General features: G+C 46.1%; 14 protein-coding genes. 11 read left to right on the plus strand and 3 right to left on the minus strand.

Annotated elements, in window-relative coordinates:
• Positions 1–48: 48 nt before the first annotated feature.
• From ACXAH6_RS07175 to rpoS, 10 genes are all read left to right on the plus strand, one after another.
• Positions 49–1785: a TIGR03545 family protein gene (locus tag ACXAH6_RS07175; RefSeq protein ID WP_474875962.1), complete on the plus strand. Its 1737-nt coding sequence runs from the start codon at positions 49–51 to the stop codon at positions 1783–1785.
• A gap of 87 nt (positions 1786–1872) precedes the next feature.
• Positions 1873–2163 (plus strand): cell division protein FtsB, encoded by a 291-nt coding sequence (gene ftsB, locus ACXAH6_RS07180; RefSeq protein ID WP_474875963.1) that lies wholly within the window; start codon positions 1873–1875, stop codon positions 2161–2163.
• Positions 2164–2165: 2 nt separating this feature from the next.
• The gene (ispD, locus tag ACXAH6_RS07185; protein WP_474875964.1) at positions 2166–2858 is read left to right on the plus strand and encodes a 2-C-methyl-D-erythritol 4-phosphate cytidylyltransferase; all 693 of its coding nucleotides are present in this window, start codon (positions 2166–2168) and stop codon (positions 2856–2858) included.
• A 3-nt stretch (positions 2859–2861) separates the two neighbouring features.
• Positions 2862–3335 carry a 2-C-methyl-D-erythritol 2,4-cyclodiphosphate synthase gene (gene ispF / locus ACXAH6_RS07190; protein ID WP_474875965.1) on the plus strand — a complete coding sequence of 158 codons (474 nt, stop codon included), beginning with the start codon at positions 2862–2864 and terminating at the stop codon, positions 3333–3335.
• Positions 3332–4393, plus strand: a complete 1062-nt coding sequence (gene truD, locus ACXAH6_RS07195) for a tRNA pseudouridine(13) synthase TruD (protein WP_474875966.1) — start codon at positions 3332–3334, stop codon at positions 4391–4393. Before ispF ends, truD begins: the two co-directional genes overlap by 4 nt.
• 16 nt (positions 4394–4409) lie before the next feature.
• Entirely contained in the window at positions 4410–5153 is a 744-nt protein-coding gene (surE, locus tag ACXAH6_RS07200; protein WP_474875967.1) for a 5'/3'-nucleotidase SurE, read from the plus strand.
• 35 nt (positions 5154–5188) lie between these two features.
• Positions 5189–5827, plus strand: coding sequence for a protein-L-isoaspartate(D-aspartate) O-methyltransferase (locus ACXAH6_RS07205; protein WP_474875968.1), 639 nt, complete (start codon positions 5189–5191; stop codon positions 5825–5827).
• The gene (locus ACXAH6_RS07210; RefSeq protein WP_474875969.1) at positions 5824–6402 is read left to right on the plus strand and encodes a YqaA family protein; all 579 of its coding nucleotides are present in this window, start codon (positions 5824–5826) and stop codon (positions 6400–6402) included. The genes ACXAH6_RS07205 and ACXAH6_RS07210 overlap by 4 nt, the downstream gene beginning before the upstream one ends.
• Before the next feature lie 12 nt (positions 6403–6414).
• Complete coding sequence (locus ACXAH6_RS07215; RefSeq protein WP_474876050.1) at positions 6415–7263, plus strand: peptidoglycan DD-metalloendopeptidase family protein; 849 nt, start codon at positions 6415–6417, stop codon at positions 7261–7263.
• Between the two features lie 67 nt (positions 7264–7330).
• Positions 7331–8317 carry an RNA polymerase sigma factor RpoS gene (gene rpoS, locus ACXAH6_RS07220; RefSeq protein ID WP_474875970.1) on the plus strand — a complete coding sequence of 329 codons (987 nt, stop codon included), beginning with the start codon at positions 7331–7333 and terminating at the stop codon, positions 8315–8317.
• 66 nt (positions 8318–8383) lie between these two features.
• On the opposite strand, the gene folA is transcribed toward rpoS, so the two are convergent.
• Entirely contained in the window at positions 8384–8881 is a 498-nt protein-coding gene (gene folA / locus ACXAH6_RS07225) for a type 3 dihydrofolate reductase (RefSeq protein WP_474875971.1), read from the minus strand.
• A gap of 204 nt (positions 8882–9085) precedes the next feature.
• On the opposite strand from folA, the gene ACXAH6_RS07230 reads away from it, so the two are divergent.
• On the plus strand, positions 9086–9715 hold the full coding sequence (locus ACXAH6_RS07230) for an IS5 family transposase (RefSeq protein ID WP_474875972.1): 630 nt from the start codon (positions 9086–9088) through the stop codon (positions 9713–9715).
• 291 nt (positions 9716–10006) lie between these two features.
• Here the strand turns inward: ACXAH6_RS07230 and ACXAH6_RS07235 are convergent, their stop codons facing one another.
• Positions 10007–11296 (minus strand): sensor histidine kinase, encoded by a 1290-nt coding sequence (locus ACXAH6_RS07235; protein WP_474875973.1) that lies wholly within the window; start codon positions 11294–11296, stop codon positions 10007–10009.
• Positions 11283–12665, minus strand: coding sequence for a sigma-54-dependent transcriptional regulator (locus tag ACXAH6_RS07240; RefSeq protein ID WP_474875974.1), 1383 nt, complete (start codon positions 12663–12665; stop codon positions 11283–11285). Before ACXAH6_RS07240 ends, ACXAH6_RS07235 begins: the two co-directional genes overlap by 14 nt.
• Positions 12666–12698: the final 33 nt, after the last annotated feature.

Here is a 12698-nt window from a genome sequence, read left to right on the forward strand (position 1 = left end):
AACACTGTCACTAGCAGGTCGCATCGAATGGATTTCAAGGAGTAACACATGGCAAAGACAACCGGTAAAAAACGTTATTGGGTACTCGGTTTTTTTATTTTTGTATTCGGTAGCTATTTCGCGTTTGCCGATATGGTAATTAAATCGATATTGCAGAGCCAACTGGGTCAATCTCAAGGGGCAGAAGTCAACATCGGAGATTTTGAGCACAGCCTTTTTCCTCTTCGTGTTGAAATAACTGACATTGAATTTACCAACCCGTCGAAGCCAAGCCACAATCAGATTGAAGTAGGCACCATCGAAAGCGACCTCGAATGGGGGTCTCTCATTTCAGGCCGTATTGTCATTAATCAAATGTCACTGCTCAACGTGGCGTTTGACCAACAACGAGCAACAAACGGCGAAGTTTATCGCAAGCCCGATGCAAACAGTGCATTCAGTTGGGAAAAGCTCGTACTTTCAGCCAAATCGTCATTGCCTTCAAGCGATGAATTATTGGCAAACTCGCCGCTTAAATCTACCGCTGCGGCTCAACAGGCAAAGCAAGACTACGACACCTACGCCGAGTCACTTAAAACGCAATACAATGCGTTGCCAGACAAAGAAAAAATTAAAACCTATCAAGCTCAGATAAAGTCGCTACAAGACACCGACTACAAAGATCCAGCAGCCCTACTCAAAGCCAAAGACACGTTACAAGCGTTAAAAACCGCAATCAGTGAAGACAGAACACTGATCAGTAACTTTACCGAAAATGCGAAAAACGCGCAGGCCGCACTCAGAGAAAGCCTGAGTAACTTGAATCAGGCCAGAAAAGACGACTACGCCCTAATGAAAAGCCTCGTTAACGGCGATGAGGCAGCGTTGAACCATGTGACCCAATTGGTCTTCGGTGACGAAGTAGCCAAGTACAATCAATACCTAATTGGCGGCTTACAGTTTCTTCTGCCCATGTTAACAGGAGAAAACAGCGACGAAGCCGAGGAGGTCGTCACCGACGCGATTGCCGCGACTGCACCCAACCTGATTGTGCGTAAAGCGGATGTGTCAATAAAGTGGGGCGATGAAACCTTTAGCAGCGCATGGCAAAACATTACTGACAATCACGCCCTACTCGGCGAAGCGACTACTTTTACCGCCAGCGCATTAAGTGGCGATATTGAAGACTTTGCCGCCGAAGGTAAATTCTGGCTCGACGAAAATGGCATAGATGCTTCACAAACTTGGCAACTGGCGGGTCTTGCGTTGTCGAATATAACCTTAGCTCAACAAGACAGATTAGATGCCGCACTAAAACAAGCCTTGTTGTCGTTTGCAGGCTCTTTGTCTATTGAAGACAACCAACTTTCTGGTAGCAGTGAACTGGACTTAAAAGAACTCGTGTTAAGCGCCACTGGGGAAGACAAAGTTGGCCAAGCCATTGCTAACGTATTGAGTGACTTAACATCATTAACGATGCAAGTGAACTTAGATGGGTCGATTTCTGCGCCAGGGTTTAATATTAAGTCAGATTTAGACAACCAACTCGCGCAAGCGGCATTAGCCCAAGTTAGCGCGTCTCAGCAAGATAAGCTCGACGAACTTCAACAGAAGTTGCAAGCCAAAGTAGGCACTGAACAAAACCTGTTAAATGGGCAATTGGCGAATATCGATACCTGGTTATCTGCTGCGCAAGGAGACAGTGCACAACTGCAAAATTTGTTAAAAGCAGAACTTTCTAATGTGCTGGACCAAAAGAAACAATCCATCATCGATAAGTTAAAAGGTAAATTGAATGATTTTTAACGCAAGACGCTGCATAATGAGGGCTACTGGCGTTTTGACGCCAATCCAATTTGGCTCAGTTTAGCTCTGATAAATTAAGGTGGTGTTGTGTTACGCGATAAATGGATACTGATAGCCTTGCTCACATTGCTCGGTTTACTGCAGTACCGTTTGTGGTGGGGTAAAAACAGTATTCCCGACTACGTCGAACGCAAACAAGAAGTTGAGAAACAGCGTCAACAGAATGCCAACTTAGTGCAGCGCAATGTATTGTTGAAAGCCGATATTAGCGACCTAAAAATTGGATTAGAAGCCATCGAAGAGCGGGCGAGAAATGAGCTTGGCTTGATCAAAAATGGCGAAACCTTTTACCGAATTTTACCTTCCGACCCAGAATAATCATGGCTGTAATCCCTGTTATTGCGGTTGTACCTGCTGCGGGTATAGGCAGCAGAATGCAAGCAGACCGCCCCAAGCAGTATTTAAAACTGCACGAAAAAACAATATTAGAACACACTCTCGCGCAACTTATTTCACACCCGAGTATCAATCAAGTGGTGGTGGCCATCAGTCCTGACGACGAATACTTTCACACGCTACCCTGCGCCAATGCCGATTGGCTTACGGTAGTAGAGGGAGGTGCCGAGCGTGTTGATTCTGTCCTCGCCGCGTTAACCACGCTGGCGCCAGAGAGTTGGGCACTCGTTCACGATGCTGCTCGACCTTGTGTTTCTCATGACGATATCGATGCCCTATTGTCGGTAATGCACAGTGCTAGCGCGGGAGGCATTCTCGCCACTCCAGTACGAGACACAATGAAACGAGCCAGTCTTGCATCTCCTGCCACGATTGCGAAAACAGAAAGCCGTGAGCATTTGTGGCATGCGCTCACACCGCAGCTGTTTCCTACCGTGATGTTACGCGATGCGTTAAAACAAGCGCTACACGACAATATCGCGGTGACAGATGAAGCGTCAGCCATTGAGCATGCAGGGTACGAAGTCGCACTCATCGACAGCAACCCTGCTAATATCAAAATTACCCGTCCAGCCGACTTACCGCTGGCAGCATTCTATTTACAACAAGGTCAGTAACCCATGAGAATTGGACACGGATTCGACGTACACAAATTTGGCGGAGAAGGCCCCATTACCGTTGGTGGTATCAAAATCGATTATGAACAAGGTTTGCTTGCGCATTCTGACGGTGACGTGCTGATCCACGCGCTTTGTGACGCGCTACTCGGAGCGGCTGCCATGGGAGATATTGGCAAGCACTTTCCCGATACCGACGATGCATATGCTGGCGCAGATAGTCGAGTGTTACTGCGCCATGTTATTGGCCTACTCAAAGCACAAGGCTATGCCTTAGTGAATGCCGATATGACCATTGTGGCTCAGGCACCTAAAATGGCTCCTCACATCGCGTCAATGCGCGAAGTTATTGCTGCCGATTGTGAAGCCCAGATCGACCAGATCAATGTAAAAGCGACCACTACAGAAAAACTAGGCTATACCGGCCGAAAAGAAGGGATCGCGGCACACGCTGTCGTGTTGATCAACAAAGTATGAGTTTGTCACTTTCTACCGACCACTGGCAATACCTGCTCGGCACGCCAACAGGCGAAGCGCGTTTTAAGGCCGATCCCGAAGACTTTCAAGTTATCGAAAACTTAGGCTACGAGCCTTGCGGCGAAGGCGAGCATGTTTTTCTCTACATTGAAAAAGTAAACAACAATACCGCATTTGTCGCAGAAGCATTGGCGAAGTTTGCGCAAGTACCGCTTAGGCAAGTCACTTATGCTGGCCGCAAAGACAAATTTGCCAAAACGCAACAGTGGATTGGCGTTCATCTGCCCGGTAAGGAAGAACCCGATTGGTCTCAGTTTAGTCTTGAGGGTGTCACAATTTTGTCTCACACTCGGCACAACAAAAAGTTGAGAACAGGGCAACTCAAAGGCAACCGCTTTATTATTACCTTGCGCGATGTTACCGATGCCAAAGAGTTAGAGCAGCGCCTTACCGCTATTGGCGTTCATGGTGTACCAAATTATTACGGCTCCCAACGCTTTGGCCAACAACGTCTAAATGACGAGGGTGAAGTACAAAAAGGCGGCAACTTGGCATTGGCTGAGCGCATGGTGCAAGGCGAAGCCATTCGAAACCGTAACAAACGCTCTATGGCATTGTCTGCGCTTCGCAGTTGGTTGTTTAACGAATTTGTGTCTGCCCGCATCGAAGCGCATGGCTTAGATACGCTTTTAGCTGGCGATGCACTTAACCTCAGTGGGTCAAACAGCTTCTTTGTTGAAGACACCATCAGCCCTGAGTTAAACACCCGCTATCAAACACAGGATATTGCGCCCACCGCTCCGCTCTGGGGCAAAGGTAATAACGCAACAACAGCAATTTGCGGCGCGTGGGAATTAGCTTGTGCTAAACAATATCCAGAAGTTTGCGATTTTCTCGCTCAAGCAGGCTTAAAAATGGAGCGAAGAGCGATAAGAATCTGGCCTGAGTCTCTTGAATGGCACCATAACAGTGATACAGTAACCTTATCGTTTTCTTTACCTGCCGGCTGCTTTGCAACCAGTGTGTTGCGAGAGTGTGTCGTACTGCGCGAATATTAATTTCAATGGAGCCTAAATGAAGATATTACTGAGCAATGATGACAGCGTCTTTGCTAAGGGTATTGCCGTGTTATACAAGGCACTTAGCGAACATCATGAGGTCACGGTAATTGCCCCTGACCGCAATTGTAGCGGTGCCAGTAATGCCCTTTCCCTTCATCAGCCTCTACGCATTCAGAAAATGGACAGTGGCTTCTATTCGGTCAATGGCACGCCTTCTGATTGTGTGCATTTAGGCGTAAACTGCTTTTTAGATGAAGAGCCTGACTTAGTGGTATCGGGTATCAACCACGGTGCTAATTTAGGTGACGATGTTATTTACTCAGGTACGGTAGCCGCCGCGACAGAAGGTCGATATATGGGGTTGCCAGCAATTGCCGTATCGCTGACGAGTCATCACGGCGAGCATTTTGAAACAGCCGCACAAGTCGTTGTCGACATTATTAAAAAGCTACAAACCCATCCACTACCCGCTAATCAAATACTCAATGTCAATGTACCTGACGTCCCTTACGACGCATTACAAGGGGTGCAAATCACACGACAAGGTCGTCGCCATCGCGCTGAAGGCATGACCAAAGACACCGACCCATTCGGACGAGAAATATATTGGTATGGGCCATCGGGCGCTGAACAGGATGCAGGCCCCGGCACTGATTTTTACGCCATCGCGAATCAATACTGCTCGGTCACACCACTTAGCGTAGACATGACTGCGTATAAGAGTATTGATGAAATGAAAGTGTGGCTAGAGAAATAATGACAAGCAAAGGCACTCAAGGACAATAATAAAAAATGGTTAGATCAACGAGGAAAGGGCAAACCCTTGCTCAAGTGCTTCAGGAAGAAGGCATTCAACATGAAGAGGTGCTCAGCGCCATAGCCTCTACACCCCGTGAAATATTTATCCCCGATGCGCTAAGGCACAAAGCCTATCAAAATACCGCATTACCCATAGGTCAGGGACAAACGATTTCGCAGCCTTATATTGTCGCCAAAATGACCGAATTGTTGTTAAAGACAGATAAAAAGCCTGAAAAGGTCTTAGAAATAGGCACTGGGTCGGGTTATCAAACGGCTATTCTAGCCCAACTTTTTGGTCACGTTTTCTCAGTAGAACGTATCAAAACACTGCAATTTCACGCCAAAAGACGAATGAATCAGCTCAATTTACACAATGTGTCAATGAAGCACGGTGACGGCTGGCAAGGGTGGGCGTCGAAAGGCCCCTACGACGCCATTATTGTTACCGCTGCCGCCGCGACTCTACCAGAGGCTTTGTGCGCGCAATTGAAGCAAGGCGGCAGGCTGATTATTCCAGTGGGTAATGAACAACAACAACTATTATGCGTTGATAATGTCGAAGGTGAGTTGCAAACCGACACTATAGAATCAGTGCGATTTGTGCCTTTAGTTGCGGGAGATCTACTATGAAGATCTTCCAAACTTGCTACGATCTGGCGCTAAAATGGGCAAAACACCGCTTTGCTCAATATTACTTAGCCTTGTTAAGCTTTGCTGAATCGATGTTTTTTCCGATTCCCCCTGATGTCATGCTCGCCCCTATGTCTTTGTCTCAGCCAGACAAAGCTTGGCGGTTTGCCTTGATCACCACGCTGGCTTCAGTCATTGGCGGTATTGCCGGATACGCGTTAGGGTACTTTGCCTTCGATGTTTGGTTAAAGCCATTGATCGAGTCGGCTGGGTATGCACACAAATTAGAAATCGCGATTAACTGGTTTCATCAATACGGCGTTTGGGTAATTTTTCTCGCCGGTTTCTCGCCTATCCCTTACAAAATATTCACAATTAGCGCAGGCTTCTTAAACATGGCGTTTTTTCCATTTCTGATTGCTTCAGCCATTGGCAGAGGAGCGAGGTTTTACCTTGTCGCAGGATTAATGCGATGGGGCGGAGCCAAAATGGAAGCCCAACTTAGGCAGTACATTGAAATCTTAGGTTGGGGTGTAGTATTGCTCGCGATAGCTGCCTACCTCACATTGAAATAAGCACTTATGACGATGAACAAGGTTAACGGACTAATCTTTATTCTTTTTGTACTTATTGGTCAGACGAGCTGTAGCTCCCGCTCTGTGCCTGCTCCCGTGACCTTGTTAAACAGTCAATCTGAAATAGACCATGACATTGTACAAAAAAAGACCTACACTGTAGAAAAAGGGGATACATTGTTTGCCATTGCGTGGTTCAGTGGTAACGATTACAGGGATATCGCAAAGTACAATAACCTCAAGCCACCTTATGTCATTTATCCCGGTCAAAAACTGCGGCTGACGGCACCAAAATTAGTCAAAAGTAGTAAGCACTTAGCCGAAAGTATTACGCCAAAAGCACCACCTGGTCAGACCAGATTATCGATTAAGAAAAAGGCGCTTGACCCGAAATCTGAGCGGGCGTATGGTGAAAGTGAACGAAATGTTAACGACCAAAAAAGCAGTGTTGCGAAACGAAAATCGAAACCTGCGTTTCCAGATAAAGTTACTCGCTGGGTCTGGCCTGCAAATGGAGATTTGGTTGACACGTTCAGCCGATCTGAATCTGGCAATAAGGGGATAGATATAAAAGCCCCACGCGGCACACCGATTTACGCTGCAGCCGCGGGTAAAGTTGTCTATTCAGGTAGCGCGCTAAGAGGTTACGGGAATTTAGTGATAATTAAGCACTCCGACACCTTTTTGAGCGCTTACGCACATAACGATGCGATTTCGGTAAAGGAACAGCAATGGGTTGAAGCAGGACAGCAAATTGCCTCCATGGGGAATAGTGGAACTGATTCGGTAAGGCTTCATTTTGAAGTGAGATATCGGGGTAAGTCGTTGGACCCGCTTAGATATCTGCCAAAAAAACCATAATAACAATAAATAATAATAAGAGAATGGAGAACGTTATTAGGTAATCTACTGAGCAGGAGATACAGTTGTGGGTCAAGTAAAAAACACTGTTATCGAAACAACCCAAGACAGCTATGACGACATCGATATGCCGGAGTCGTTAAAAACTGAAGACGTTGACAATGATGTGGAAGACAAAGACGAGGCTTTGTTTGCCCAAGAATCAAACCATAAAAATCTGGATGCAACACAGTTGTATCTCGGTGAAATAGGATACTCCCCCTTACTATCAGCAGAAGAAGAAGTGTATTTTGCCCGTCGCGCATTGAAAGGCTGTGAAGCTTCGCGCAAACGCATGATTGTGAGTAATTTGCGTTTAGTGGTTAAAATCGCTCGTCGTTATAACAACCGTGGTTTAGCGCTATTAGACCTTGTCGAAGAAGGCAACTTAGGTTTGATCCGCGCAGTTGAAAAATTTGATCCCGAACGCGGATTCCGCTTTTCAACTTATGCAACATGGTGGATCCGTCAAACAATCGAACGTGCGATCATGAATCAAACACGTACGATCCGCTTGCCGATTCATGTCGTTAAAGAGCTTAATGTTTATTTGCGTGCCGCCCGTGAACTGTCTCAAAAACTGGATCATGAGCCCACCGCAGAAGAAATTGCAGCTTCCCTAGATAAGCCCGTTGACGAAGTAAGTAAAATGCTTCGCCTCAATGAGCGTATTACTTCGGTCGACACGCCTATTGGTAGCGAGAACGACAAAGCCTTACTAGACATTCTGGCAGACGAAAAAGACTACGGGCCAGAAGACAATCTTCAAGACAGTGACATTAAGCAAAATATTGTGAAATGGCTTGAAGATCTCAACCCTAAGCAACGCGAAGTGTTAGCTCGTCGTTTTGGCTTGTTAGGTTACGAACCATCGACGCTGGAAGATGTAGGCGCTGAGATTGGTCTTACACGAGAGCGTGTACGCCAAATCCAAGTCGAAGCCTTACGTCGCCTCCGTGATATGCTGGGTCATCAAGGTTTAAATTTAGAAAACTTGTTTGACCGTTTAAGCTAACCCCCTCACCTGCTCAGAAAGAAGCCTGCATTTTGCAGGCTTCGACTGACAGCACATCATCACCTATTACTGAACACGCTCAAGCGTAATAAAGCGGTAGGCATGTCGGTTTTTTTCATCGGGCTCGTGTTGCTGTGAGTCAACCACAGACCACTTTGCATCTGCCTGATAATCTGGGAACTGTGTATCTCCTTCAACGCATAAGTCGATTTCAGTTAAGTACAGGCGCGTTGCTAAAGGGAGAAACAATGCGTAAATGGTACCGCCGCCAATGACCATAATTTCCTCTACTGTTTCCTGCTTAGCGCGCTGCAAAGCGGCTTCAGGGGTAGATACCACGACAGCGTCGTCTAGTTCATAGTCAGCGCGTGTTGAAATCACGATATTCAAACGTCCAGGCAGCGCTTTACCAATAGACTCATAGGTTTTTCTCCCCATGATTACTGGTTTGCCTAACGTGGCCTGTTTAAAGTGTTTCAGGTCGGCAGGTAAATGCCAAGGCATATCGTTGTCAGCGCCAATCACTCGGTTTTCAGCCATCGCGGCGATCATTGCTATTTGCATGTGGGGGAAACCTTCTTCTATCACGAACTGACGGCTTCGCCGCTCCGTTCTTTACCATAATGATTTGAGCCCAATGGTAAAGGAATTGCCTTAGCATTTATAGCGTGTCTGGCTAGGGCCTGTTGATCTTTCGTGAGTAGTTTTTGAGCGGCATGGTAAAGCGTTATAATTCGTTTCGCCAAAAATAAACTAAAACCCAATACCATGCCAAGACTAATGCTAACTGATCAGCGGTGGCAAAAGCTACTTCAAGTAATGAAGAGTACAGACCGCATTTATAATAAATCAGAACACAGAATGACTTTTGAAGGAATACTGTACCGACTGAGAACCGGTGTTCCATGGCGTGATTTACCAGTAGAATTTGGTAGATGGAGTGCCGGTGCAGCGACTGCGGATAATGAGTGTATTGGAAAGAGCCGAGGTGGTAACTCTACAAAAATCCATTTAGCCGTGGATAGTGGCGGGCTTCCCATTTATTTTGAACTATCAGAAGGTCAGAGAAATGACATCGCTCGGGCTCAAAGTTTGGTTGACCATTTACGGGAAGTGAATATTTTCGTGGGTGACAAAGGCTACGATAGTGATGTACTAAGAGAATATATTGAAGCTAGAGGCGGTATCTCCGTCATACCCAAACGAAACTATGGTCAGGATAAAGACAAAGACAGTGTTGATTGGTGCCTCTATAAATATCGCCACCTCGTTGAAAACGCTTTTGCTCGAATAAAGCATTATCTTTCAATATCAACGAGGTATGAAAAGTTAGCAAGGAATTATGCCAGCATGGTATCACTGGCATTTTCGATGATGTGGCTACCCATGTACTGCTGATTGAAATATATGCAGCAAAGATCAACAGGCCCTAGGCATATTTGTGCTCCAGTTGACAGGCAAAAGTTAAGTTACAGCGTAGTGCACATTATTACCGTGAGCCTCACGCAATCGATTTGCCACGTATCAGTGTTGTTAACACTATATCAACGTACACTTTTCATACTATTGAATTAAATCGCTAACAAAGATGAATTTTGCTCATTAATATTCTGCCGCGGATACAAAAAAGCCTGAACAAATCAAAGTGTTCAGCAATGTATATACTGCGCTTTAGTTGGGAAGGAGTGTTTATTGCTCAGTGGGATAGAGCGGCCAAACCAACTCTACCTCTGCACCTTTGTCAGGTTTATTTGACAGTTTGAGTTTTCCGCCGTGTTTGCTAATGACCGACTCAACAAATGTGAGACCGATACCAGCACCTTGATGTTTTGTTGTGAAAAGAGGCGTGACGGCATTATCGATATTGGAAAAGCCAGCACCATTGTCAGAGACAATGAGGTGTTGTTGCGTCCCTTTCAAATAGCATTGAATTTCTATCTCAGCGTGCCCAGATTCTACTGATTCCACTGCATTTTTCACAAGATTGATAAGTACCTGTGCAAACAACTGAGGATCACCACTGCAACTGTTCTGCCCCACAAAATGCAATGTGTCGCGTTCATTCAACAATCCTTTCACTTGCTCTAGAAGCCCGTCTAAGGAAAAACGCTCAACATGTGGCTCGGGAATTTTGGCAACTTCGGCGAAACGCTCCACAAAGTTAAGTAATCCGTCGGAGCGAGTTTTAACTCTCGTTAACACATTGCGAACCTGATCAGTGTTCCATTGCGTCATCGAAAGCAGCGTGTCGGCCATTGATGACATGGGGGTGAGTGTATTGCGCAATTCATGGCTTAACACCCTGACAAGATTCTTCTGTACCGCTTGCTCACTTTGCTTTAGTTCATAAGCAATGTTTACGGCGGTAAACAAATACGCGGCTCGCTGCCGATAATTCATCGTACTCGACTGGCAACGCCAGTTCTTTGCAAGTGCAGGGTGATAAATTTGCGATTTGTTAATCACGAAGCCAAGTTGCGTAGCCTGCATCCCCTGTAACAAGCTCATTTCACTAATGGCGTAGGCTTCACGGTTTGCATATATCAGTGTGAAATTGTCGTCAAATGCAATAACCGCTAAGGGCGTATCCTCAAACAGTTGAGTAAATAAAATAGACAGTAGCGGGTTAGCAGCAGCGGTGGTGTCCGACTTTAATTGCAACTGCTCTATTTCATGTACCAGTTCATCAATTAGCGTTGAGCGGCTGTTGTTTGCCAAAGCAATACCCGACTCTCCCATATTGATACTCTGCACATAAGCCGTCACACGCATTATTGAGCTGCGCCAATATTGCCAAGATTTCCACGCTCCCCAGCAAAGCGGGTAAGCCAGAAAGAATAACAGCGTTAAAACAGCGAGTAACGACCAATTTAACAATATGCCGATCACCGCCGCCAAGCACAAAAAACTTGTTACTAGCACGCTGAGAATAAGTTTGATTTTGAACTCTGTTGAATAAAAGCGCTTATTCAATTTCAAAATCTTCTTTCCTCAACTGGTATTTTTCTAGTCTGCGATAAAGTGCATTACGCGAAATACCCAGCGCACTGGCAGATTTACTCACATGACCATGATACTTTTTAAGTGCTTGGGTGATCATATCAAACTCCACGTCGTCTAATGCTCGCAATGTGTTCAATTCACTGACAGAAGGCGGTGCCTCGCTGTCGGGTAACATAATATGAGACGGCAATATGGCGTCCTCTCGACACAATATCACAGCCCTTTCCATGACATGACTAAGCTCTCTTACATTGCCGGGCCACCAATAATCATGAAGTTTTTGAATAACATCCTCACTGATTACCAACGTGTTTTTTTGATATTTGTCAGCAAATTTATCCACAAAGCACTGTGCAAGGGCTGCAATGTCTTGCTCTCGTTTGCGCAGTGGAGGGAGTGATAAAATAAAGGTGTTTAAACGAAACACTAGGTCACGCCTAAATGCGCCGTTATCGACCATCTCATTCAGATTCGCATTAGTTGCACTTATAATTCTCACGTCGGCTTTCTGGGTTGTGCTAGAGCCGACCGCTTCAAACTCATTGCTTTCTAACACACGAAGTAGCTTAGGTTGTACGCCGCTAGGAAGCGCGCCAATCTCGTCAAAGAAAAGTGTACCGTGCTGCGCGAGGGCAAAGCGTCCAGTGCGAGCCTCTTTTGCATCAGTGAACGCACCTTTTACGTGCCCAAAAAGTTCGCTTTCAAAGAGATTTTCAGGAATTGCGCCCATGTTCACTGACACAAAGGGCGCATGTCGTCGACGTGACAATTGATGTAGTCGTTGAGCGAGCAATGACTTACCGGTGCCATTTTCCCCAAGGATCAGCACGCTTGCTTGGGTATCAGCCACCTGCTCTATCATTTCTTCTAACGCAAGCATGCTTGGCGATTGCGCAACCCACCCACTAACTGTCGCGTTTGAGCTTGATGAGTTGTGCTGGGGTAATTTAGTCGCTGGCTGAGGGCGTGCGTAAATGTGTTTTTCTACAAGCTCAACGAGCTTGCGATTATCCCACGGCTTCTCGATAAAATCGGCAGCGCCCAACTGCATGCCTTTTACCGCAAGTTCGATGTTGCCCCATGCCGTCATTAATACGGTAGTAATACGCTGTTGAGTCAATAATGTGAGTACTTCTAAACCTTCGCCACCACTCGTGGTATCTCTAGTGAAGTTCATATCAAGCAACACCAGATTCGGTTTTTGTTGAGCAACCGTGCGCGCTAACGCTTTTGGATCGCACGCTTCCAAAACCTGATAACCTTCATTGCTCAACAGCATAGACAATGCCAGGCGGATGTCCTCATCATCATCTACCACCACGACGAGCCCTTTTGTAACTGGCATATCACCCCTTAAAAATAAATAGCCCCAAGCTGT

Source organism: Alteromonas sp. ABE4_545 (assembly GCF_056161325.1).